This window comes from Geodermatophilus sp. TF02-6 (genome assembly GCF_003319115.1).
Lineage (GTDB): Bacteria > Actinomycetota > Actinomycetes > Mycobacteriales > Geodermatophilaceae > Geodermatophilus.
In genome coordinates this window covers 250,976-273,757 of the sequence record NZ_QOHF01000003.1, presented here as the reverse complement: position 1 = coordinate 273,757, position 22,782 = coordinate 250,976, and the positions used below count along the sequence as shown (strand labels likewise).

Sequence of the window (22,782 nt, the reverse complement as noted above, 5' to 3'; positions counted from 1 at the left end):
GCCCCTCCGGCCCCGTCCCGAGGCTCCGGCCCCCTGCAGGGTCCCGCCGAGAGCGTGCGAGTGGCGGGGGGCAGGGGGTCCTTCCACTGCGAGGGGTGAGGAGGACGGGGTCCTTCCGCCGTCAACCCTCGAGCAGCTCGGCGAAGGTCGCGGCGATCGTCGCCCAGGACCAGCGCCGCTCCACCCAGGCCCGGCCCGCCGCACCCATCCGCCGTGCCCGCACGGGGTCGTCGAGCAGACCGGCCACCGCCTCCGCCACCGCTCCCGGCGACCGCGGGTCGGCGACGACGTGCCCGGTCACCCCCTCCCGGACCGTCTCCGGGGCGCCCCCGGAGGTGCCGGCCACCACCGGCAGGCCGCAGGCGGCCGCCTCGAGGTAGACCATGCCCAGCCCCTCGACGTCCAGCCCGCCGCGGCGGGTGCGGCAGGGCATGGCGAACACGTCGCCGGCGGCGTAGTGCTCGGGCAGCTGCTGCGGCGGGACCGGCCCGGTGAGGACGACCGAGTGCGCCAGCCCGCGGGCGGCGACGGCCCGGCGCAGGCGGCCCTCCAGCGGGCCGCCGCCGACCAGGAGCAGCCGGGCGTCGGGGTGGCGGGCCAGCACCCGCGGCCAGCCGGCGACGAGCACGTCCTGGCCCTTGCGGGCGACCAGCCGGGACACGCACACGACGACCGGCGCCTCGCCCAGCCCGTACCGCTCGCGCACGGCCGCGCCGTCGGCGGCCGGGGTGAACAGGTCGACGTCCACGCCGGGTGACAGCTGCGCCATGCGGGTGACCCCGCCCAGGACCGGTGCGAGCCGGGCGCGGGTGTACCCGCTGATGTAGGTGAGGACGTCCAGCCCGCCGGCGATCCGCCGCACCAGCTGCCGCGCGCCGGGCAGGGCGACCCAGCCGGTCTCGTGCCCGTGGGTGGCCCCGACCAGGTGCCGCACGCCGACCTCGCGCAGTGCGGGGGCGAGCAGGCCCAGCGGCGCGGCCGCGCCGAAGAAGGCGGTGTCGCACCCGTACCGGCGGGCGAGACCGGCCGCGGTCCGCGCCGTGGCCGGGGTGGGCAGCAACACCCCGGTGGGGCGGCGCACCACCGGGTAGGGCAGCGCCGCGTCGTACGCCTCCCAGCCCGGCGACCGGGAGGCGAGCACGACCAGGGACCACGGTGGCCGGCGGGCGAGCAGGGCGGCGACGAAGGTCTGGATGCCGCCCTGGCGCGGCGGGAAGTCGTTGGTGACGACCAGCGTCCTCACCCGGCCTCCTGCAGCCGCTGCCAGTCCCGTGCCAGGGCCACCCGCTGCGGCCCGGTCGGGTGCGAGCCGAAGAACCACTGCCAGGCGGCGGGCGGATCGGGATCGGCGAGGTTGGTGGCGGCGAGCCGGTCCTGCATGGCGGTGAACGCCGCGGCGTCCCGGGTGAGGTCGAGCGCGTGCAGGTCGGCGCGGGCCTCGACGTGCCGGGACACGAGGTTCTGCACCGGTGTGGCCACCAGCGTGCCGAGGGAGGCCAGCAGCAGCACCAGCGGCACCACCCGGGGGTCGCCCGGCCCGTCGGCGCCGGTCCGGCGCAGCAGCGGCGTCCAGGTCAGCAGCCAGCCCAGCAGGGCGACCGCGGCGCCGGCGCCCAACGCACCCATGAGGGTGCCGGTGAGGACGTCGTCGGTGGCGACGTGGCCGAGCTCGTGGGCGACGATCGACTCGATCTCGGCATCGGGCAGCTGCTCGAGAGTCGTGTCGTAGAGGACGATCCGCCGGGTCGACCCGAACCCGGAGACGTAGGCGTTGAGCGCCGTCGTCCGCCGGGAGGCGTCGGCGACCAGCACGTCCTGGACCGGCGTGCCGTTCTCCTGGGCCAGGGCCAGCAGGTCGCTGCGCAGCTGCCCGGCCGCCAGCGGCGTGAAGCGGTTGAACGCCGGCTCGATGACAACCGGGTAGAGGAACGAGCCGACGACGACGAACCCCGCCGCGGCGGCCGCCGCCCACGCCCACCAGGTGCGCGGCGCCCGGCGGGCCAGCCACACCAGCACCAGCAGCACGACCGCCGTGATCGCGGCGTCGATCGCGGTGGAGACCGCCACGTCCCGCGCCCACAGCGCCCAGCTGCGGGTGGACAGCCCGTAGCGGTGGCGGACCACTTCGCCGTAGGCGGCCAGCGGCAGGGTGACCAGCCGTCCCGCGACCAGGAGCGCGACGGTGCCGAGCAGCACCTGCCAGGTCCAGCGGCCGCCGAGCGGCCGCGCCACGGCGGTGACCAGCCGGCGCCCGAGCGGGGTCAGCGCGAGGACGGCGGAGACGGCCAGGCCCAGCAGCAGCGACGCGAGGGAGGCCGGGCGCAGGGCGGCGGCGAAGGACGCCGCGCGCTCGGCGACCCCGGGCGGCAGACCGGCTCCGGGGCGGACCGGCGTCCGGCCGCCCGGCGGCTCGGGCAGCAGCGTCCACGGCGTGCGGACGGCGACGAGGACGACGAACGCGGCGCCGAGCACGACCGCGACCAGCAGCGCGGCACGAGCACCTGCCCGACCCGCCCCGCTCACCCGGGCGATCCTAGAACCGTTCGGCGGGCCCCACCGCAGCAGGCCGGGCTCTCGGGGCCCCCCGCACGACCGACCCGGGACGCGCCGCCGACGGCGCACGGGGACCAGCGCGGTCGACTCCCGTCACCGGCGCGGGCGGGCTCCCGACGCGCCGGTCACCCGGTGCGCCGCCGCGGCGCCGGCCTCCCGGCCCGCCGTCCCGGGGCGGGCTCGTGGCGCAGCGGAGGCACCAGGCCGCCGTCGGCCAGCGCCCGCACGGCGCGCCGCTCGACCTCGTCGAACTCCACGACCACACCGGGCCGGGGCACGACGACGTCCTCGGCGGTCAGGGCCGGCCCGCCGTCCCGCCAGCCGGTCATCGGCACCACGGTCGGCTCCGCGCCCTGCCAGCCCGGTGGGGCGCCCAGCAGCACGGTCACGACGCAGTCGGCGCAGCCGGCGCCGCGGGCGGTGCAGGTGTCGCAGTCGATGTACACGGTCCACTCCTCTGCTCGTCCTCTGCTCGCCGACCCCGTGGCGCGCGGCCCTCCACGGCCCCGGTCGGTCCGGAGCGCACGGTAGGAACGGACACCGACAGTTCCCGGTCCCACGGCGCGCCGCGGCGCGCGTCCCCGGGACTGTCACTGCCGCGACCTACCGTCCGCCCCGTGCCGTCCTCCCCCTCCCGGCAGGTGTCGCTCTCCGCCGCCGCCCCGGTACCGGCCGGCCACACCCACCCCACCGCCCGGGCCGCCGCCGCGCTCCCCCGCTACGAGCAGGGCACCATCGACGAGCTGGGCACTCCGCTGGCGGAGGTCACGTTCGTCGTCGTCGACCTCGAGACCACCGGCGGGTCGCCCAAGGACAGCGCGATCACCGAGATCGGCGCGGTGAAGGTGCGCGGCGGAGCGGTCCTCGGCGAGTTCCAGACCCTCGTCGACCCCGGCTGCGAGATCCCGCCCTACATCAGCGTCCTGACCGGGATCACCGCGACGATGGTGGCCACCGCACCCCACGTCGGCGCGGTGCTGCCCAGCTTCCTGGAGTTCGCCCACGGCGCGGTCCTGGTGGCGCACAACGCGCCGTTCGACCTCGGGTTCCTCAGGGCCGCCTGCGCGGAGAACGGCATCCCCTGGCCCGCGGCGGCCTCGGTCGACACCGCCGTCCTCGCCCGCCGGCTGCTGACCCGCGACGAGGTGCCCAACTGCAAGCTGGCCACCCTCGCGCCCTACTTCCGCACCACCACCGAGCCGTGCCACCGCGCGCTGGCCGACGCGCGCGCCACCGTCGACGTGCTGCACGGGCTCGTCGAGCGGCTGGGCCCGCTCGGCATCACCACCCTGGAGGAGCTGACCAGCCTCACCCGGCAGGTCGACCCCGAGCGGCTGCGCAAGCGGCACCTGGCCGACGGCGTCCCCGGCGGCCCCGGCGTGTACGTGTTCCGCGGTCCCCGCGACGAACCCCTCTACGTCGGGACGTCGACCGACCTGCGCAGCCGGGTGCGCAGCTACTTCACCGCCGGCGAGCAGCGCAGCCGGATCACCGAGATGGTCGCGCTCGCCCAGCGGGTGGACGCGATCCCCTGCGCGCACGACCTCGAGGCCGCCGTCCGGGAGCTGCGGCTGATCGCTCAGCACAAGCCGCGCTACAACCGGCGCTCCCGCTTCCCCGAGCGGGCGCTGTGGGTGCGGCTGACCGAGGAGCCGTTCCCCCGGCTGTCGGTGGTCCGCCGGGTGCGCCCGGGCGCCGGCGTCTTCCTCGGCCCGTTCCCCGACCGGCGCGCGGCCGACGCCGCCGTGGCCGCCGTCCACGAGTCGCTGCCGCTGCGGCAGTGCACCGGCCGGCTGTCGCCGTGGGTGCGCAGGCCCGCCTGCGCGCTGGCCGGCATGGGTCGCTGCGGCGCCCCGTGCACCGGTGCGCAGTCGGTCGAGGAGTACGCGGGGATCACCGCCGTCCTCCAGGCGGCGGTGGCCGCCGACCCGCAGGCGCTGCTGGCCCCCCTGCTGGCCCGGATCGCCCGGCTGGCCGCCGAGGAGCGCTACGAGGACGCCGCCGTCCTGCGCGACCGGGTCGCCGTCCTCGTGCGCGCGGTGCGCCGGCGGCAGCGGCTGGAGACCCTCGCCGCGGTGCCGGAGCTGGTCCTCGCCCGGCCGGACGGCGAGGGCGGCTGGCAGCTGTCCGTCGTCCGCCGGGGCCGCCTGGCCGCGGCCGGCTGCGCGCCCCGCGGCGTCTCGGTGCGGGCCAGCCTCGAGGGGCTGGTCGCCACGGCGGAGACGCCGCTGGGGCCCGACGACGAGCTGGCCGCCTCGGTCGACGAGACCGAACTGGTGCTGCGCTGGATGGAGAAGCCGGGCACCCGGCTGGTGCAGGTGTCCGGGACGCTGGCCTGCCCGGCGCCCGGCACCGGCGGCTACACCGCGTTCCTCGACCGGGTCGCGGCCGGCCGCGCCGTCCGTGACCCGTTCGCCGACGACCGTCCCCTGGGCACCCGGGCCCGTCCCGAGCGGGTCTCCGCCGGCCTGCGGGGCCCCACCGAGCCGGCGGCACCCCGGTTAGCATCCCCGGCGTGATCACCGCCATCGTCATGATCGACGCGGCCACCGACGCGATCCCGGAGGTGGCCGAGGCCGTCGCCGACCTCGACGGCGTGAGCGAGGTCTACTCCGTCGCGGGCGACGCCGACCTCATCGCCGTCGTGCGGGTCCGCGAGTTCGAGCAGATCGCTGCGGTGATCGCCGGGGGGATCGACAAGGTGCCCGGCGTCCTGGAGACCGCCACGCACATCGCCTTCCGGGCCTACTCCCGGCACGACCTCGAGGCGGCGTTCTCCATCGGCTTCGACACCGCCGACTGAAGGAGGACCCCGTCCTCCTCACCCCTCGCAGTGGAAGGACCCCCTGCCCTCCGCCATGGAAGGACCACGTCCTCCCCACCCTTCGCAAGCTCAGGGCGGGACCCGGGACGGGGCCGGCGGTGGGACCCTGCAGGGGGCCGGAGCCTCTGGACGGGGCCGCCTCTGCCCCCCACCGCTCGCAGGCTCGCGGCGGAACCCGGCAAGGGGCCGTCCTCCTGCCCACCCCTCGCGAGCTCGGGGCGGTGCCCGGGAGGGGGCCGACGCAAGGCAGCGGCCAAGGCGCAGGAGCCGGCCGGTGGGTTCAGCTGCGCAACGCCCGGCTGGTCCGCACCCAGCGCTCCAGCTGCGCCTGCGCCCGGCCGTCGTCGACCGCGGCGGCCGCCCGCTCGAGCCCGGCGGCCAGCGCGTCGTGCAGCCGCACACCGCGCTCGTCGAAGGCGGCCAGCGCGGCGGCGGCGTTGAGCAGCACCGCGTCCCGCACCGGGCCGGGCTCGCCGGCCACCACCCGTCGGAAGACGTCGGCGTTGAACGCCGGGTCGCCGCCGCGCAGCGCCCCCTGCGGGGGTGCAGGGATCCCCAGCGCCGAGGGGTCGACCCGGTCGGGTTCGACCTCGCCGTCGCGCACCGCCCACACCGAGGACGTGGTCACGGTGGTCAGCTCGTCGAGGCCGTCGTCCCCGCGGAAGACCAGCGCCCGCGTCCCGCGGTAGGCGAGGACCTCGGCCAGCACCGGCGCCATCCGCGGGTCCGCGCAGCCGATGGCCGCGGCCGCCGGGCGGGCGGGGTTGGTCAGCGGGCCGAGGAAGTTGAAGACCGTGCCGATCCCCATCTCCCGGCGGGGGACGGCGGCGTGCCGCATGCCGGGGTGGAAGACCGGGGCGAAGAAGAAGCCGATGCCGGCCTCCTCGACGCAGCGGGCCACCGCGGCCGCGGGCAGGTCGATGACCACGCCCAGCGCCTCGAGCACGTCCGCGGCCCCGGAGGACGACGACGCGGCGCGGTTGCCGTGCTTGGCCACCGGCACCCCGGCGGCGGCGGTGACGACCGCCGCCATCGAGGAGATGTTCACCGTGTGCGCCCCGTCGCCGCCGGTGCCCACGATGTCGACGCACGCCAGGGGGAGCTGCACCGGGGTGGCCCGCTCGAGCATCGTCCCGGCCATGCCGGCGACCTCCGCCGGCGACTCACCCTTGGCCCGCAGCGCCACGACGAAGCCGGCGATCTGGGCCGGGGTCGCCTCGCCGGACATGACCTCACCCATCGCCCAGGCGGTGTCGGTCGAGGCGAGGTCCTGCCGCGCGAGGAGGCGGGTGAGCAGTGCCGGCCAGGTCGGCCCGCTGGTGGCCCGCGGGGTCACCGGGCGACCGGCCGCCGTCCCGCCCGGTCGCGCAGCAGGCCGGCGACGACGGTGGGGGCGGTGAGCGGGTCGACCGGGAAGGGCAACGTGGCGTCGGCCTGCGACCAGTGGGCCAGCCACCGGTCGGGCTGCCGGGCGACGAGGACGCACAGCGCCGGCCGGTCGGCCACCTCGACGGTGAGCTGGCGGGCCAGCGCCAGCCCACCGGTCGGCTGCGCCTCGCCGTCGAGCACGCAGAGGTCCACGCCGCCGCCGTCCACGGCGTCGACGACCTGCTCACCGGTCGCGCACTCCACCCAGGTCAGCGGGCCCACGTCCGCGGCCGGACGGCGGCCCACCGCGGTGCGCACGGCGGCCCGCACCTCGGGCCGGGAGCTGTAGACCACGACGGTGGCCGGTGCGGCGTCACTCACGGCGCCGAGCCTAGTGGCAGCACGGGTGCCGACCGGGCGGCACGGGCCAAGTGTCGAGGAGGTCACGGAGCCGGCACATCGCCCACCTGCGGTCGTGACCTTGACAGCAGCGATGCCATGATGAGCCCGTGACAACGGCTCCCGTGGCGAGCGGCACCTTCGACACCTCCCGGGTGCACTCCCTGACCCGACCGAACATGGTCAGCGTCGGCACGATCATCTGGCTCTCCAGCGAGCTGATGTTCTTCGCCGGGCTGTTCGCCATGTACTTCACCGCGCGCGCCCGGGCCACGGACGGGTGGCCACCGGAGCCGACCGAACTCAACCTGCCCTATGCGCTGGTCTTCACGATCATCCTGGTGGCCTCCTCGGTCACCTGCCAGCTCGGCGTCTTCGCGGCGGAGAACGGCAACGTCTACGGCCTGCGCCGCTGGTTCACCATCACCTTCGTCATGGGCCTGGTGTTCGTGCTGGGTCAGACCAACGAGTACCGCGTGCTCGTGACCCACCACGACACCACGATCTCCAGCTCCACGTACGGCTCGGTCTTCTACCTGACGACCGGCTTCCACGCGCTGCACGTCATCGGGGGCCTCGTCGCCTTCGTGTACCTGCTCATCCGGTCCACCATGGGCCGGTTCACGCCGGCACAGGCGACCTCGGCCATCGTGGTCTCCTACTACTGGCACTTCGTCGACGTCGTGTGGGTCGGGCTCTTCGCCACGATCTACCTGATCCGCTGAGGAAACGGTGTCCACTCCGAACCCGCAGTCCGACGCACGGCCCGACGACGGGACGCCCGGCGGCCACCGCCGCCGGTTCCGCCGGCCGGCCGGCGGGACCCCTGCCGCCGCGGCCCGCGCCCGCCGGCGGTCCAAGCAGCGCCGCCGCGTGGTCAACGTCGCCGGCCTGATGCTCGGCCTCGTGCTCACCGGCACGCTGTACTCGGTGTTCTCCCCGGCGTACGCCAGCGACGAGGGCGCTCCCAGCGCGTCCTCTGCCGAGGCCGCGGGCCGCGAGCTCTACGAGCGCAGCTGCATCACCTGCCACGGCGAGAACCTCGAGGGCGTGCCCAACCGCGGCCCCTCGCTCATCGGGGTCGGCGAGGCCGCCGTCTACTTCCAGGTGCACACCGGCCGCATGCCGCTGGTCCGCCAGGAGGCGCAGGCCGCCGACAAGCCGGCCGTCTTCTCCGACGAGGAGATCGACCAGCTGATGGCCTACGTGCAGGCCAACGGCGGTGGGCCGACCCTGCCCTCCGGCGACCTGCGCACCGGCGACCTGGCCGAGGGCGGCGAGCTGTTCCGGCTCAACTGCTCGTCCTGCCACAACTTCGTCGGCGAGGGCGGCGCCCTCTCCTCCGGCAAGCGCGCGCCCAGCCTCGAGGACGCCAACGACCTCGAGATCTACACCGCGATGCTGACCGGTCCGGAGAACATGCCGGTGTTCGGGGACAACCAGCTGACCCCCGCCGAGAAGCGCTCGATCATCACCTACGTCCAGACCATCAAGGAGCAGGCCGACCCCGGCGGCGCCGGCGTCGGGCGGATCGGCCCGGTCGCCGAGGGCGTGGTGATCTGGGTGGTCGGCATGGCCGTGCTGCTGTTCGGCGTCTTCTGGATGGGGAGCAAGGCATGACGACGGGCGAGACCCACCGGGCCGGCTCCACCGGCGGCGCGGACGTCCCGGGGCCGCTGCACGGCGGGCCGGACGACGACTACACACCCGAGCAGCTGGCGGCGATGCCCCGCGAGGAGCTCGACCGCCTGGGCGCCCGGTACGACAGCGTGCAGATCCTGCACGTGGACCCGGGTCCCGAGCCGGGCTCCCCGGTCGAGCGGCGGGCCGTCCGCCAGGTCGCGCTGGCCTTCGGCATCGCCGGGCTGGCCGCGTTCGCGGCCCTCGTCGTGTACGTCGGCTCGGGCTGGTTCCTGCCCGACTGGCACTGGACGATCAGCGAGGGGGGCTGGAGCGCCCTGTTCACCCCGCTGGTCGGGGCGCTCGGCGGGCTGTCCCTGATCCTGGTCGGCGTCGGGCTGGTGCTCTACACCAAGAAGCTGCTGCCGCACGAGACCGCGGTGCAGGACAAGCACGACGGGTCCCACTTCGACCGGGTCACCACCGCGGCCACGCTCGTCGGCGGCCTGCACAACAGCGGCCTGGCCCGCCGCAAGCTGCTCACCCGCTCCCTGGTGTTCATGGGCGGCGGGGTCGGGCTCATGCTGCTCATGCCGCTGGGTGGGCTGATCAAGAACCCGAACAAGGGCAACCCCCTGGGCACCACCAGCTGGGCCCGGGGGGTCCGCCTCGTCCGCGACGACGGCAGCCCCATCCGTCCGGGCGACCAGCTGCCCGGCTCGCTGGAGACGGTCTTCCCGGCGGTCCCCGGCGGCAACCGGGAGGCCGACGCCGCCACCATGCTCATCCGGCTCCGTCCCGAGCAGGTCGCGGTCGACCGCCCCCGCGAAGGCCAGGCCGACTTCGGCTACGGCGACTACGTGGCCTACTCCAAGATCTGCACGCACGCCGGGTGCCCGGTCTCGTTGTACGAGCAGGAGACCAGCCGCATCCTGTGTCCCTGCCACCAGTCGCAGTTCGACGTCACCCAGGGAGCCAAGCCGGTCTTCGGTCCGGCCACCCGCCCGCTGCCCCAGCTGCCGATCACGGTCGACGACCAGGGCTACTTCGTTGCTCGTAGTGACTACATTGAGGCTGTAGGCCCCACCTATTGGAATCGGGAGCGCATCTGATGGCTCGCACCGCCACGGCGCCGGGTGTCCCGACCACACCGCTGGGCAAGGCCGCGCTGGAGATCGACGACCGGCTGATCGTCGCCGGTCCGCTGCGCCGCACCCTCAACAAGGTCTTCCCCGACCACTGGTCGTTCCTGCTCGGCGAGATCGCGCTCTACTCCTTCGTCATCCTGCTGCTGTCGGGCACGTACCTGACCTTCTTCTTCGACGCCTCGATGCGTGAGGTCGTCTACGAGGGGTCGTACGCGCCGCTGCGGGGCGTGGAGATGTCGGCGGCTTACGAGTCCACCCTGGGCCTGTCCTTCGACGTCCGCGGCGGCCTCTTCGTGCGGCAGCTGCACCACTGGGCGGCCCTGCTCTTCGTCGCCTCGATCGTCGTGCACCTGCTGCGCATCTTCTTCACCGGCGCCTTCCGCCGGCCGCGCGAGACCAACTGGCTGATCGGGGTGGCCCTGTTGGTCCTGGCGATCCTCGAGGGCTTCGCCGGCTACTCGATGCCCGACGACCTGCTCTCGGGCACCGGCCTGCGGATCGCCTCGGCGATCATGCTGTCCATCCCGGTGGTCGGCACCTGGGTGCACTGGGCGGTCTTCAACGGGGACTACGTGGGCGAGTACATCGTCGGGCGCCTCTACATCGCCCACGTGCTCCTCGTCCCGGCGATCATGCTGGGCCTGATCGCCGTCCACCTGCTGGTGCTGGTGAAGCAGAAGCACACCCAGTTCCCCGGCCCGGGTCGCACCGAGCACAACGTGGTCGGCAACCGGCTCTTCCCCACCTTCGCGGGCAAGGCGACCGGGCTGTTCTTCATCGTGTTCGGCGTCTGCGCCGCCCTCGGCGGTCTGGTGCAGATCAACCCGGTGTGGCTGTGGGGTCCGTACAACCCGGCGCAGGTCTCCTCCGCGTCGCAGCCGGACTGGTACGTCATGTTCCTCGACGGGTCGACCCGTCTGTTCCCGGCCTGGGACATCAACCTCCCCGGCAACTACACGATCCCGGCGCTGTTCTGGCCCACGGTCGTCATCGCGGGGATCATCTTCACCGTCCTGGCGCTCTACCCGATCATCGAGCGCAAGCTGACCCGCGACACGGCCTCGCACCACCTGCTCCAGCGCCCCCGCGACGTGCCGGTGCGGACGTCGCTGGGCGTCATGGCGATCACCTTCTACGTCGTGCTGCTCCTCTCCGGCGGCAACGACGTGATCGCCGACAAGTTCGACATCAGCCTCAACGCCATGACCTGGATCGGCCGGATCGGTGTGGTCATCCTGCCGCCGATCGCCTACGTGCTCACCTACCGGATCTGCCTGGGTCTGGAGAAGCACGACCGCGAGGTGCTCGAGCACGGCATCGAGACCGGGGTCATCCGGCGGCTGCCACACGGTGAGTTCATCGAGGTGCACCAGCCTCTCGGCCCGGTCGACGAACACGGTCACGGCGAGCTGGCCTACGGCGGCGCTCCGGTGCCCAAGAAGATGAACCAGGTGGGCGGCGCCCGCAGGGCCATCCGCGGGTTCTTCCGCCCGATCGAGGAACCGGCCCAGGTGGAGATCGAGCAGCGGCGTGAGGCGCACGGCCTGGCCGCGGCCGAAGGGGACCGGGAGCTCACCACCTCCGGCCGTCCCTCGGACGGCGGCCGGCCGCAGGAGCCGCGCGACTGACCGGAGCGCTCACCCGAGGAGGCCCCGACGGACACCCGTCGGGGCCTCCTCGCGTCCGAGCCCCCGCGCGTCCGAGCCGCTGCGCCGCCGGGCTGGCCGGACGACGGACCGACGGCGGATCCCGGCGACCAGGACCGTGCCGGCGCTCACCTCGAGGCGCACCCGAGAGGGCCGGCCGACCGGCACGATGACCTCCCGGACGCTCCTCGGCTCCCGGCGGAGGGCTCGGCCGACCGGTTCGGTCGAGCGGGAGGCGGCCGGGCTCTCCGGCCACCGGCCGGGGGGTCCAGGACGGCGCGAGCCACCTGACCGGCGCTGCCAGCGCTCAGGCCGGCGCGGATCCCGTGCGCACCCGTCGACCACCGGCCCGGCCGTCGAGGGCGACCGCCGGCCGCCGCCCTGGGCCCGCACCGCCGACCGGCTTCCCGACGGGGCAGCGGACGGAGACCACCGATCCACCGGCACGGAGGCCCGCGGTCCACCGGCACGGGAGGCCCGCCCGATCCACCGGCCTGCCCGGTGCTCGTCCGCCGCCCGGACCGACGAGGCCCCTGCCCGCCGGCGTGGAGAGGGGCCCTGGGTGGCGAGCGTCGCCGGCTCAGCTGTGCGCGTTCTGCCCGACGTAGTACTCGAAGAGCAGACCGCCGATGGTGATCAGCAGCGCCGCCGCGGCGAGGATGATCATCCAGGTGTAGAAGAAGGCCAGAGCCAGCCCCATCAGGGCCGCCGACAGGGCGACGGCGAAGGGCCAGTAGCTGCTCGGGCTGAAGAAGCCCAGCTCGCCCGCACCGTCGGCGATGTCGGCGTCCTTGCGGTCCTCGGGCCGGGGATCGATGCGCCGGGAGACGAACCAGAAGAACCCGCCGATGAGCCCGGTCAAGCCGCCGGACAGGACGAGCGCGGTCGTGCCGATCGGTTCCCGGGCCCAGGTCCCGTACACGATGGCCGCGAGGATGCAGGCGCCGCTGACGACGTTGAAGATGAGCGCTTCGACCTTCACGGCCGTCCCTCCTGCTGCAGCGTGAGCGGTGCGCCGGTGACGGGCATGGTCAGCCGTCGGCTCGCTGCGCGTCGTCGACGAGGTCCCACGGGTGCGTGGTCGTCGCATCGCCGGGCTGGCCGATGCTCTCGAGAGCGTCGTGCGTGCTCAGGCCCGACTCCCGGGCGGCCAGGTAGGCGTCGTAGTCGGACGGGGAGACGGCGCGCACCTCGAAGTTCATGTACGCGTGGTAGGTGCCGCACAGCTCGGCGCAGCGCCCGACGAAGGCACCCTGCTCCCGGACGGTGACCTCGAAGACGTTGTCCCGGCCGTTCTCGTTGCCCGGGATCACGTCGAGCTTGAACAGGAACTCCGGCACCCAGAACGAGTGGATGACGTCGGCGGAGGCGACCTCGAAGCGGACGGTCTCGTCGACCGGCAGGACCAGGATGGGGATCTCGTCGCTGGTGCCGACGGTGTTCACCGGCTCGCCGTCGGGGCCGGTGGTCTCCGGGTAGACGAACTGCCAGTTCCACTTGAAGGCGTTCACCGCGACGGTGACGTCGGGGTCGGCGCTGCGCTCCTGGACCCGGTTCTGCACCGTGACGGTGAAGAAGAACAGCCCGGCGATGATCAGGAACGGGATGATCGTGTAGACGATCTCCAGCGGCAGGTTGTACGCCGTCTGCCGGGGCAGATCGTCGCTGCGCTTCCGGTGCCGCACGACCGACCACAGGATCAGGCCCCACACGATGAAGCCGACGATCAGCGCCGCGATCACCGACCAGATCCACAGGTTGCGCATCGAGACGGCCTCGTCGGTGATGCCGTCCGGCCAGCCCCAGCGCCAGAACTCGTTGTTCGGGGTGCACCCGGTGAGGGTGACCACCCCCAGGAGAGCGAGCGCGGCGACCCGCGCGAGCCTGCTGCCTCGAGCCACTGCCCGCTGCCTCCTCGTCCTCCGCCGAACTGCCCGGACGGTCGTCCCGGCGGGCCGTCGGCCGGTGCCCGGCAGACGGCTCCTGTGCCGACCACAGTCTGCGGGGAGACTAGCCGACCTCGCACGGCGGCCGACCACCGGAGACGCCCTGCCGGTGGGTCGGGACGCCGGGAGGACCGGCGTCGCCCGCTCCGGGCGTCCCGGACGGCCGCCGCGCCGCGGCGGCCCCTCTCACCGGGCCCTCGACGCGTGCCCGGCCGGTTACAGTCGAGGTCGTGCACTCCCGGCTGCTGACCCCCAAGTGGGTGCTCCTGCACCTGGTCGTGGCCGCCCTCTTCGCGGCGACCTTCTTCCTGGGGTACTGGCAGCTGTCCAAGGCCGAGGCCGGGGGCGGCGCGGTCAACTGGAGCTACGCGGTGCAGTGGCCGCTGTACGGGTTCATGGGGCTGTGGTTCTACCTGCGCATGGTCCGCGAGGAGCTCCGCCGCGACCCGGACGCGGACGAGCCCGGCGCCGACCTGGTGCTCTACCAGCGGCCGCGGATCGACACCACCGGCGACCCCGAGCTGGCCGCCTACAACGCCTACCTGGCGGAGCTCAACGAGCGGGCGCTGGGGCGGCGGGGCGGCGATGGCCGCTGAACCCGCGGCTGCGCCGTCCCGACGGCGCAGCCCGCTCCCCCGCGCCCTCGCCCGCCGTGTCGGGCGGGGCGTCCCCGCCGCCCTGCTCCGCTACCGGGTGATGGCCTGGATCGTCGGCATCCTGCTCATCGCGCTGATCCTCGTGGCCGTGCCGCTGAAGTACGCAGGCGGGCTCGACGAGCCGGTCACCGTCGTCGGCACGCTGCACGGCTGGCTCTACGCCATCTTCTTCCTGACCGCCTGCGACCTGGCCCTGCGGGCCCGGTGGACGCTGCGCGGCACGGTGCTCGTCGTGCTGGCGGGCACCATCCCCATCCTGTCCTTCGTCGCCGAGCGGATCGCCACCCGCAAGACCCGCGCCGGCGAGCGCGTCTGACCCCGTCCCGGCACCCGCCGGACTCGAGCCGACCCCCGGAGACCTGCGCCTCATGTGCGGCCTGCTGGCCTATCTGTCCACCGACGCCGACCGGGTCGGCGACGCCCACGTCGACGGCGTCCGCGACGCCCTGCACTGCCTGCACCACCGCGGGCCCGACGACACCGCCGTGTGGTCGGACTCCCGGGTCGTCCTCGGCTTCAACCGGCTGTCGATCATCGACCTCGAGGGCAGCCCCCAGCCGCTGCCCCACGCGCGGGACCGCTACCGGATCCTGTTCAACGGCGAGATCTACAACTACGTGGAGCTGCGCGAGGAGCTGGCCGCCGCCGGCGCGGAGCTGACCACGCACGGCGACACCGAGACGATCGTCGCCGGCTACCACCTGTGGGGTCCAGACGTCGTCCTCCGGTTGCGCGGCATGTTCGCGTTCGTCATCTGGGACACCCACACCCGGACGGCGTTCGGCGCCCGCGACCCCTTCGGCATCAAGCCGCTGTTCACCGCCCGCCTGGCCGACGGCGGACTGGTGTTCTCCTCCGAGGAGAAGGCCGTGCTCGAGCTGCTGGGCGGCAGCAAGGGTGCCGGCGGGGTGGACGCCGCCTCGCTGCAGCACTACCTGACCCTGCAGTACGTGCCCGAGCCGGCCACGCTGCACCGCGGCATCCGCCGGATCGAGAGCGGCACCAGCTTCACCGTGGTGGACGGCGAGCTGCACACCTCCCGCTACTTCCACCCGACCTTCCGCCCGCAGCCGGTGCCGGCCGGGCGCGAGCAGGAGCTCTACGACCGGATCGCGGCGGCGCTCGACGAGTCGGTGGCCAAGCACATGCGCGCCGACGTCACGGTCGGCTCGTTCCTGTCCAGCGGCATCGACTCCACCGCCATCGCCGCCCTGGCCCACCGGTACAACCCCGACCTGATGACCTTCACCGTCGGCTTCGAACGGGAGTCGACCTCTGAGGTGGACATCGCCGCCGAGTCGGCGGCGACGCTCGGGGTGAGGCACGTGCCGGTGGTGATCACCGCCGAGCAGTTCGCCGCCGCCATCCCCGAGGTGGTCTGGTACCTCGACGACCCGGTGGCCGACCCCGCCCTCGTGCCCCTCTACTTCGTCGCCCGGGAGGCCCGCAAGCACGTCAAGGTGGTCCTCTCCGGCGAGGGGGCCGACGAGCTGTTCGGCGGCTACACCATCTACCGGGAGCCGCTCAGCCTGGCATGGGCCGAGCGGCTCCCGCGGATCGGCAAGCGGGCGATGGCCGCGCTGTCCGAGCGGCTGCCGGAGGGGGTGCGCGGCAAGGACCTGCTGCGCCGGGCCTCGATCCCGCTGGAGGAGCGGTACTACGGCAACGCCCGCAACTTCTCCCCTGTCGAGCTGGCGCAGCTCATGCGGGGCCACGACCCGGACCTCTCCCACGTCACGGTCACCGAGGCCCTCTACCGGCAGACCCGCGAGGCCGGCTACGACGACGTCACGGCGATGCAGTACGTCGACCTGTTCACCTGGCTGCGCGGCGACATCCTGGTCAAGGCCGACAAGATGACCATGGCGAACTCCCTGGAGCTGCGGGTGCCCTTCCTCGACCCCGAGGTGTTCGCCCTGGCCAGCACCGTCCCGCTCGAGCAGCGCGTCCCGCGCGGCAGCGACGCCACCAAGTACGCCCTGCGCCGCGCCATGGAGCAGATCGTCCCGCCCTCGATCCTGCACCGACGCAAGCTGGGGTTCCCCGTGCCGACGGCGGAGTTCCTGGCCGGCCCCCTCCACGAGTGGGCCCGCGACATCGTCACCGGGAGCCAGACCGACGAGTGGCTCGACCGCGGGCACGTGCTCGGCCTGCTGGACCGGCTGCGCGAGGCGGAGGTGCCCAGCAAGCGCACCGCCCGCCAGGCGTGGGAGGTGCTGGTGTTCATGGTCTGGCACGGCATCTTCGTGGAGGAGCGGATCGAGCCCGTCATCCCGGAGACGGTCTACCCGGTCCGGTTGTAGCAAGCAGCGAGCCCGGCTCCTCCGCCGAGGAGCCGGGCTCGCTGTCGTGACCAGTGGCGGCCCGCAGGACCGCGGTGTCGCCGAGGTGCGGTCCGGAGGACCGCGGTGGCGGGCTCAGCTGAAGGAGTCGCCGCAGGCGCAGGAGCCGGTCGCGTTCGGGTTGTCGATCGTGAAGCCCTGCTTCTCGATGGTGTCGACGAAGTCGATGACCGCGCCACCGAGGTAGGGGCCGCTCATCCGGTCGACGATGACCTCGACGCCGTTGAAGTCGTAGGTCTGGTCACCGTCGAGGAACCGCTCGTCGAAGAAGAGCTGGTAGCGCAGGCCCGAGCAGCCGCCGGGCTGGACGGCGATGCGCAGCCGGAGGTCGTCGCGTCCCTCCTGGTCCAGCAGCGCCTTGACCTTGACGGCCGCCGGCTCGCTCAGGATCACGCCGGTCGCTGCGGTGTCCTGCACCGTCATCTCGTTGTCCTCCCACGTTCGAGGGTGCCTGCTGCGGCACGTCCTGCAGCAGGCCAACACCGCCGGAGCGGAGCCTCTTCCCACTGTACGGTGCCGGATCGCGCCCGGACCGGGAGCGGCCGAGGCCACCCGTAGACTCGCGGGGGTGAAGCTCCGCCTGCCCGGACGCCGGGACCGCACCGACGCCGCGCCGGCTCCCGCCGGCGCCACGGCCTCCCGGCTGGTGAAGACCACGGGCAAGGGGCGGCCCACGCCCAAGCGCAGCGAGGCCCAGGGGCGCCGTCCCGGCCCTCCTCCGCCGCCGCCGACCACCCGCAAGGAGGCCTACCGGCGGATGCGGGAGCAGGAGGCGGCCAGCCGCCGCACCGCCCGGGCCGGCGCCGCGCGGGGGGACGACGCCCATCTGCCCGCCCGCGACCGTGGCCCCGTGCGCAGGCTGGTGCGCAACGTCGTCGACGCGCGGCGCAACGCCGGGAGCTTCTTCCTCCCCGTGGCAGCCCTCGTCCTGGTCGGGTACTTCATCCCCAGCGCCGCGGTGCAGAGCTACACGGTCCTGCTGTGGATGGTCTTCTTCCTGGTGATCATCGCCGATTCCGTCGTCCTCGGCCGGCGGGTCCGGCGGAAGGTGCTCGAGCGCTTCCCCGCCCAGGACCACAACATGCGCGGACTGGTGTGGTACGGCGTCACGCGGGCGACCATGATCCGTCGCTGGCGCTTCCCCAAGCCCGAGGTGCCGGTGGGCGCCCAGGTCTGAGAGAGGACCCCGTCCTCCCCACCCCTCGCAGGCTCAGGGCGGTGCCCTGGACGGGGCCGGGTTAGCGTCGGGCCCCGTGGAATCCAGACGACTGGGCCGTTCCGGCCTCTCCATCTCCGCGATCGCCTACGGCAACTGGCTGACCCACGGGGGCCAGGTCGAGGAGGACGCCGCGCACGCCTGCGTCAGCGCCGCCCTGGACGCCGGCATCACGACCTTCGACACCGCCGACGTCTACGCCGGTACCCGAGCCGAGGCCGTGCTCGGCCGCGCCCTGGCCGGCCAACGACGCGAGGGCCTGGAGCTGTTCACCAAGGTCTATTGGCCGACCGGCCCGGGCCACAACGACCGCGGGCTGGGCCGCAAGCACCTCGTCGAGAGCTGCCACGCCTCGCTGCGGCGGCTGCAGACCGACTACGTCGACCTCTACCAGGCGCACCGTTACGACCCCACGGTGCCCCTCGAGGAGACGATGACCGCCTTCGCCGACCTGGTGCGGGCGGGCAAGGTCCTCTACGTCGGGGTCTCCGAGTGGCGTGCCGACGAGATCGCGGCCGGCGCCGCTCTGGCCCGAGACCTCGGCATCCAGCTGATCAGCAACCAGCCGCAGTACTCGATGCTGTGGCGGGTCGTCGAGGCCGAGGTCGTCCCCACCTGCGAGGAGGAGGGCATCTCACAGATCGTGTGGTCGCCGCTGGCCCAGGGCGTGCTCACCGGCAAGTACCAGCCCGGGCAGCAGCCCTCGCCGGACAGCCGCGGCGGGCACGCCGAGGCCGGCGGGTCCATGCGGCGGTTCCTGCGGGACGACGTCCTCACCCGGGTGCAGCAGCTGCGCCCGATCGCCGACGACCTCGGCCTGTCGATGGCCCAGCTCGCCGTCGCCTGGGTGCTGCAGAACCGCAACGTCGCCGCGGCCATCATCGGCGCCACCCGGCCCGAGCAGGTGCAGGACAACGCGCAGGCCGCTGGCGTGCGGCTCGACGCCGACGTCCTGGCCCGCATCGACGAGGTCCTCGGCGACGTCGTCGAGCGCGACCCCGCGAAGACCGCCCGCGGCTGAGGGAGCCATCGCGCCGCCCCGCTCGGCTCCGCTGCTCATGTGGCCGCCAGGCCCATGGGCCCGTAGACCTCCTGCTCGCCGTCGAAGAGCGTGACCGTGGCGACCCCACGCTCGAGCAGGTCCCGCCAGTTCTCCCCCAGCCAGGACTCCGCGTCGCCCTGGTTGTCCGCCCGCGGGACCTCGACCCCGACCGAGGCCGGGTCGACCTCCGCGCCCGAGGGGTCCTCCAGCCGCCAGTACCAGCTCATGGCCGAAGGCTAGTGAGCCGTTCGCGGACCGGCCGTTCACCGGAGTGTGACCTGGACCTGGTTACCCCTGCGATCATCGCGGGCATGGGAGGGCGCGACAGTCCACCCAGGACCGGAGGACCGATGATCGACCCCACCGCGGGCGCGAGCCGCGCGACCGCACCACCCCCCGCTCCCGAGGGCGCCTCGACCGGTCAGCTGATCGGCCAGCTGACCGAACAGATCAGCCGCCTCGTGCGCGACGAGGCCCGGCTCGCCCAGGCCGAGGTCACCCAGAAGGCCAAGCGCCTGGGCGTCGGCGCGGGCCTGTTCGGCGGCGCCGGCCTGTTCGCCTTCCTCGGCCTGGCGGTGCTCATCGCCGCCGCCGTCCTGGCGCTGGCCCTCGCCGTGCCCGGCTGGCTGGCCGCGCTCGTCATCGCCGTGGTGCTGTTCGCCGTCGCCGGCGTCCTGGCGCTGGTCGGCAAGAAGGACGTCGAGAAGGCGACGCCCCCGGTGCCGACCGAGGCCATCGCGAGCACCAAGGCCGACATCGAGACGGTGAAGGAGAGTGTCCGCCGGTGAGCACCCCGACCAGCCCCGGACCGGACGGGTCCGCCCGGACGACCGGCGGCACCACGTCCAACGACCCCGACGCCATCAAGGCCGAGATCGAAGCCACCCGCGAGCAGCTCGGCCGCACCGTGGACGAGCTCTCCCAGCGGCTCGACGTGCCGGCCCGGGCCAAGGAGCGGGCCAGGGAGAGCGCCTTCCGCGCCCGGGACACCGCCGTCGAGACCTACCGGGAGAACCCCCCCGCGGTCATCGGTGCCGGCGCCGGCGTGGCCGGGCTCGTCGGCCTGCTCACCTGGCGGCGGGCCACCAAGGACCGCCGGGCGGCCAGGCGGGCGGCGAAGCGCGAGGCGAAGCGGGCCGCCAAGGCCGTGGCCGCCCGTCGCGCCGCGACGCAGAAGGCGGCCGAGAAGGCCGCGAAGCAGCGGGCGAAGGCCAGGCAGAAGCGGGTGGAGGCCGCCAAGCAGCGGGCGAAGGCCAGGCAGAAGCGGGTCGAGGCCGCGCGCACGACGGCCAAGAAGACCGCCAGGACGGCGCAGAAGAAGGCCCGGCGGGCCGTGAGGAGGGCCAAGTGAGCAGCAAGGGAGCCAAGCTCGCCTACCGGCCGATCGGCCTGCTGAGCGGGATCCTCGCCGGCACCATCTCCGGTGCGATCTTCAAGCAGGTCTGGAAACGCATCGCCGACGAGGACGACGCCCCCGACGCCCTGCAGGGTGAGTACCCGATGTGGCAGGTCATCCTGGCCGCCGCCCTGCAGGGTGCGATCTTCGCCGCCACCAAGGCCGCCATCGACCGCGCCGGCGCACAGGGCTTCACCAAGTTGACCGGCAACTGGCCGGGCGACTGACGTGTCGAGCATCCGACCCCGCGAGAGCGCCGTCGACCGGATCAAGGAGCGGGTCGAGGAGAAGGCCGCCCGGCGGGCAGCGGCGAAGGCGGCCGAGGATCGCGGTCCCCATCCGCACGCCGACCGGCTGCCGCCCGGGGCGCCCAGCGAGCGCGAGCTGCCCGGGATCCGCGCCGACAAGCCGACGCGGATCCCGGCCCGCGGGTGGAAGCAGATCCTCAAGCGGGCCTGGGCCGAGAACAACGCCGACAACATGCCGATCATCGGCGCCGGCGTGGCGTTCTGGGCCTTCCTGGCCGTCTTCCCGGCGCTGATCGCGATGATCTCGATCTACGGCCTGGTCTCCTCGCCGGAGACGGTGGCCGCGCAGGTCGAGAGCCTGTCCCAACAGCTGCCGGACAGCGCCGCCTCCCTGATCGGGGACCAGCTCGGCGCGATCGCCAGCCGCAGCGGCGGGGCGCTGACCTTCGGGTTGGTGATCTCGGTGCTGGGTGCGCTGTGGAGCGCGTCGGGCGGGGTGAACAACCTCATCACCGCGGTGAACCTGGCCTACGACGAGGTGGAGACCCGCAACTTCATCAAGCGGCGGGCGCTGTCACTGGTGCTGACCCTGGGCGCGATCGTGTTCGTGCTCGTCACCTTCACCCTGGTCGCCGTGGTGCCCAACGTGCTGGACGCGCTCCCCCTGGGGCCCTTCACCACCGTCCTGGCGCAGGTGGTCCGGTGGGTGCTGCTGCTGGCCGTGTTCGCCGGGTCGCTGGCGGTCCTCTACCGGATCGCCCCCGACCGCGACGCCCCACGGTTCCGCTGGGTCAGCCTGGGTGCGGTCGTGGTCACCGTCGTGTGGGCCGTGGTCAGCGTGGCGTTCAGCTTCTACGTCGACAACTTCGGCTCGTACAACGAGACCTACGGGACGATCGCCGGCGTCATCGTGCTGATGCTGTGGCTGTACCTGACCTGCTTTCTCATCCTGTTCGGCGCGGAGATCAACTCCGAGGCCGAGCACCAGACGGCGGTGGACACCACAGAGGGCGAACCCCTGCCCATGGGAAAGCGGGACGCCGTCGTCGCCGACAACCTGCCCGAGCGCCCCGAGCCGACCAAGGAGGACAAGAACCCCACCCGCAAGTAGGAGGACCCCGTCCTCCCCGTGAAGGACCCCCTCATCCCCCGCCACTCGCAGGCTCGCGGCGGGACCCTGCAAAGGGGCCATGTGGGCTCGGGGCGGGACCCGGGTCGGGGCCTCAGCGCACGTGTGAGGGCACCAGGGGCGGCCGCAGGACCTGCACGGTCTGCGGCCGCCCCCGCACGTCGACGGCCAGCTCGCTGCCCTCGCCGGCGCTGGACGTGGTGTCCAGCAGGGCCAGGGCGATGCCGGTGCGCAGCGTGGGCGAGAAGGTCCCGCTGGTGACCTCGCCGACGCGGACGCCGTCGGCGTCGAGCACCGCCATGCCTGGCCGCGGGATCCCCCGGCCGGTCACCCGCAGTCCCCACAGCAGCCGCGCGGGCCCGGCCTCCCGCTCCGCCGTCAGTGCCGCCCGGCCCCAGAACGCCGGCTTGCGCCAGCCCACCACCCACCCGGCACGGGCCTGGTTCGGGGTGGTGTCGAGGGTGAGCTCGTGGCCGTGCAGCGGGTAGCCCATCTCGGTGCGCAGGGTGTCCCGCGCTCCCAAGCCGCACAGCCGCAGCCCCTCGTCGGATCCGGTGTCGACCAGCACGTCCCACAGCTCGCCGGCCCGCTCGGCCCCCACCAGGAGCTCGTAGCCGTGCTCGCCGGTGTAGCCGGTCCGGCAGACGGTGACCTCGGTGCGACCGCCGCCCGTGCCGGTGACGAACGACATGTACGGCAGCTCACCCGGCAGCCCCAGCAACGACAGCACCTGCGGTGACCTGGGTCCCTGCACCGCGAGGACGGCGACCTCGGCGTGGCGGTCGGTGACGATCACCCCGGCGGGCGCGGCCTCGGTCAGCCGGTCGACGACCTCGGCGGCGTTGGCCGCGTTGGGGATCAGCAGCACGTCGTCCGGTCCGTGCAGGTAGGCGATGAGGTCGTCGACGACGCCGCCGGCGCGCGGGTCGCCGTCGGGCAGGCAGCACATCGTGTACTGGGCCTGGCCGGGCCCGATGCGGGACAGGTCGTTGGTCAGGCAGCTGTCGAGGAAGGCCGCGGCCCCCGGGCCCCGCACGGTGACCGTGCCCAGGTGCGAGACGTCGAACAGTCCCACCCCGGTGCGGACGGCGTCGTGCTCGGCGAGGACCCCGCCGCCGGCGTACTCGATGGGCATCGACCAGCCCCCGAAGTCGGCCAGCTTGGCGCCGGCAGCGACGTGCCGTTCGTACAGGGGCGATCTCCGCGAACTCACGGACGGCACGCTAGCTCTCGCCGCGGGCACCAGGCG

Annotated in this window: 25 protein-coding genes; 15 read left to right on the top strand and 10 right to left on the bottom strand. The window is 73.8% G+C overall.

What is annotated here, in order from left to right; genetic code table 11:
- Positions 1-121 precede the first annotated feature (121 nt).
- From DQ238_RS04705 to DQ238_RS04695, 3 genes are all read right to left on the bottom strand, one after another.
- Complete coding sequence (locus DQ238_RS04705; protein ID WP_113780142.1) at positions 122-1,243, bottom strand: glycosyltransferase family 4 protein; 1,122 nt, start codon at positions 1,241-1,243, stop codon at positions 122-124.
- Complete coding sequence (locus tag DQ238_RS04700; RefSeq protein ID WP_113780141.1) at positions 1,240-2,523, bottom strand: M48 family metallopeptidase; 1,284 nt, start codon at positions 2,521-2,523, stop codon at positions 1,240-1,242. The genes DQ238_RS04705 and DQ238_RS04700 overlap by 4 nt, the downstream gene beginning before the upstream one ends.
- Positions 2,524-2,678: 155 nt before the next feature.
- Positions 2,679-2,999, bottom strand: a complete 321-nt coding sequence (locus DQ238_RS04695) for a hypothetical protein (protein WP_113780140.1) — start codon at positions 2,997-2,999, stop codon at positions 2,679-2,681.
- 171 nt (positions 3,000-3,170) lie between these two features.
- Here DQ238_RS04695 and DQ238_RS04690 point away from each other — a divergent pair, with 171 nt between their 5' ends.
- Together DQ238_RS04690 and DQ238_RS04685 are read left to right on the top strand one after the other, a co-directional pair.
- On the top strand, positions 3,171-5,072 hold the full coding sequence (locus DQ238_RS04690) for a DEDD exonuclease domain-containing protein (protein ID WP_233495697.1): 1,902 nt from the start codon (positions 3,171-3,173) through the stop codon (positions 5,070-5,072).
- Entirely contained in the window at positions 5,069-5,356 is a 288-nt protein-coding gene (locus tag DQ238_RS04685; RefSeq protein ID WP_113780139.1) for an Lrp/AsnC family transcriptional regulator, read from the top strand. The genes DQ238_RS04690 and DQ238_RS04685 overlap by 4 nt, the downstream gene beginning before the upstream one ends.
- Positions 5,357-5,657: 301 nt before the next feature.
- Here the strand turns inward: DQ238_RS04685 and trpD are convergent, their stop codons facing one another.
- Positions 5,658-6,713, bottom strand: a complete 1,056-nt coding sequence (trpD, locus tag DQ238_RS04680; protein WP_113780138.1) for an anthranilate phosphoribosyltransferase — start codon at positions 6,711-6,713, stop codon at positions 5,658-5,660.
- A complete protein-coding gene (locus tag DQ238_RS04675; RefSeq protein WP_113780137.1) occupies positions 6,710-7,126 on the bottom strand; it encodes a hypothetical protein in 417 nt (138 codons plus the stop codon). The genes trpD and DQ238_RS04675 overlap by 4 nt, the downstream gene beginning before the upstream one ends.
- Positions 7,127-7,254: 128 nt before the next feature.
- On the opposite strand from DQ238_RS04675, the gene DQ238_RS04670 reads away from it, so the two are divergent.
- Genes DQ238_RS04670 through DQ238_RS04655 form a run of 4 tightly spaced genes read left to right on the top strand, consistent with a single transcriptional unit; the run spans position 7,255 to position 11,540 of the window.
- Complete coding sequence (locus DQ238_RS04670) at positions 7,255-7,869, top strand: heme-copper oxidase subunit III (RefSeq protein WP_113780136.1); 615 nt, start codon at positions 7,255-7,257, stop codon at positions 7,867-7,869.
- 7 nt (positions 7,870-7,876) lie between these two features.
- The gene (locus tag DQ238_RS24200; RefSeq protein ID WP_113780135.1) at positions 7,877-8,764 is read left to right on the top strand and encodes a cytochrome c; all 888 of its coding nucleotides are present in this window, start codon (positions 7,877-7,879) and stop codon (positions 8,762-8,764) included.
- A complete protein-coding gene (locus tag DQ238_RS04660) occupies positions 8,761-9,876 on the top strand; it encodes a ubiquinol-cytochrome c reductase iron-sulfur subunit (RefSeq protein WP_113780134.1) in 1,116 nt (371 codons plus the stop codon). The genes DQ238_RS24200 and DQ238_RS04660 overlap by 4 nt, the downstream gene beginning before the upstream one ends.
- Complete coding sequence (locus tag DQ238_RS04655; RefSeq protein ID WP_199506132.1) at positions 9,876-11,540, top strand: cytochrome bc complex cytochrome b subunit; 1,665 nt, start codon at positions 9,876-9,878, stop codon at positions 11,538-11,540. The genes DQ238_RS04660 and DQ238_RS04655 overlap by 1 nt, the downstream gene beginning before the upstream one ends.
- Before the next feature lie 598 nt (positions 11,541-12,138).
- Here the strand turns inward: DQ238_RS04655 and DQ238_RS04650 are convergent.
- A complete protein-coding gene (locus DQ238_RS04650; protein ID WP_113780133.1) occupies positions 12,139-12,540 on the bottom strand; it encodes a cytochrome c oxidase subunit 4 in 402 nt (133 codons plus the stop codon).
- 49 nt (positions 12,541-12,589) lie between these two features.
- Positions 12,590-13,459 (bottom strand): cytochrome c oxidase subunit II, encoded by an 870-nt coding sequence (coxB, locus tag DQ238_RS04645; RefSeq protein WP_113780132.1) that lies wholly within the window; start codon positions 13,457-13,459, stop codon positions 12,590-12,592.
- 275 nt (positions 13,460-13,734) lie between these two features.
- Between coxB and DQ238_RS04640 the strand changes: the two genes are divergently transcribed.
- From DQ238_RS04640 to asnB, 3 genes are read left to right on the top strand one after another with little or no spacing between them, the layout of a single operon-like run.
- Entirely contained in the window at positions 13,735-14,100 is a 366-nt protein-coding gene (locus DQ238_RS04640; RefSeq protein ID WP_113780131.1) for a metalloprotease, read from the top strand.
- The gene (locus tag DQ238_RS04635; protein WP_113780130.1) at positions 14,090-14,476 is read left to right on the top strand and encodes a DUF3817 domain-containing protein; all 387 of its coding nucleotides are present in this window, start codon (positions 14,090-14,092) and stop codon (positions 14,474-14,476) included. Before DQ238_RS04640 ends, DQ238_RS04635 begins: the two co-directional genes overlap by 11 nt.
- A 52-nt stretch (positions 14,477-14,528) precedes the next feature.
- Positions 14,529-16,463, top strand: a complete 1,935-nt coding sequence (gene asnB / locus DQ238_RS04630) for an asparagine synthase (glutamine-hydrolyzing) (RefSeq protein WP_113780129.1) — start codon at positions 14,529-14,531, stop codon at positions 16,461-16,463.
- A gap of 114 nt (positions 16,464-16,577) precedes the next feature.
- Here asnB and DQ238_RS04625 read toward each other — a convergent pair whose 3' ends face one another.
- A complete protein-coding gene (locus DQ238_RS04625; RefSeq protein WP_113780128.1) occupies positions 16,578-16,925 on the bottom strand; it encodes an iron-sulfur cluster assembly accessory protein in 348 nt (115 codons plus the stop codon).
- A 145-nt stretch (positions 16,926-17,070) separates the two neighbouring features.
- On the opposite strand from DQ238_RS04625, the gene DQ238_RS04620 reads away from it, so the two are divergent.
- The gene (locus tag DQ238_RS04620; protein WP_113780127.1) at positions 17,071-17,679 is read left to right on the top strand and encodes a DUF3043 domain-containing protein; all 609 of its coding nucleotides are present in this window, start codon (positions 17,071-17,073) and stop codon (positions 17,677-17,679) included.
- Between the two features lie 76 nt (positions 17,680-17,755).
- Positions 17,756-18,739: an aldo/keto reductase family protein gene (locus DQ238_RS04615; protein WP_113780126.1), complete on the top strand. Its 984-nt coding sequence runs from the start codon at positions 17,756-17,758 to the stop codon at positions 18,737-18,739.
- 35 nt (positions 18,740-18,774) lie between these two features.
- On the opposite strand, the gene DQ238_RS04610 is transcribed toward DQ238_RS04615, so the two are convergent.
- Entirely contained in the window at positions 18,775-18,987 is a 213-nt protein-coding gene (locus DQ238_RS04610; protein WP_113780125.1) for a hypothetical protein, read from the bottom strand.
- Between the two features lie 123 nt (positions 18,988-19,110).
- On the opposite strand from DQ238_RS04610, the gene DQ238_RS04605 reads away from it, so the two are divergent.
- The 4 genes from DQ238_RS04605 to DQ238_RS04590 are packed head-to-tail and all read left to right on the top strand — an operon-like array spanning position 19,111 to position 21,515.
- A complete protein-coding gene (locus DQ238_RS04605; protein ID WP_113780124.1) occupies positions 19,111-19,548 on the top strand; it encodes a phage holin family protein in 438 nt (145 codons plus the stop codon).
- The gene (locus DQ238_RS04600) at positions 19,545-20,111 is read left to right on the top strand and encodes a DUF3618 domain-containing protein (protein ID WP_113780123.1); all 567 of its coding nucleotides are present in this window, start codon (positions 19,545-19,547) and stop codon (positions 20,109-20,111) included. The genes DQ238_RS04605 and DQ238_RS04600 overlap by 4 nt, the downstream gene beginning before the upstream one ends.
- Entirely contained in the window at positions 20,108-20,383 is a 276-nt protein-coding gene (locus DQ238_RS04595; protein WP_113780122.1) for a DUF4235 domain-containing protein, read from the top strand. The genes DQ238_RS04600 and DQ238_RS04595 overlap by 4 nt, the downstream gene beginning before the upstream one ends.
- Before the next feature lies 1 nt (position 20,384).
- Entirely contained in the window at positions 20,385-21,515 is a 1,131-nt protein-coding gene (locus tag DQ238_RS04590) for a YihY/virulence factor BrkB family protein (RefSeq protein WP_113780121.1), read from the top strand.
- Between the two features lie 112 nt (positions 21,516-21,627).
- On the opposite strand, the gene gcvT is transcribed toward DQ238_RS04590, so the two are convergent.
- Entirely contained in the window at positions 21,628-22,746 is a 1,119-nt protein-coding gene (gene gcvT, locus DQ238_RS04585; protein ID WP_113780165.1) for a glycine cleavage system aminomethyltransferase GcvT, read from the bottom strand.
- Between the last annotated feature and the right edge of the window lie 36 nt (positions 22,747-22,782).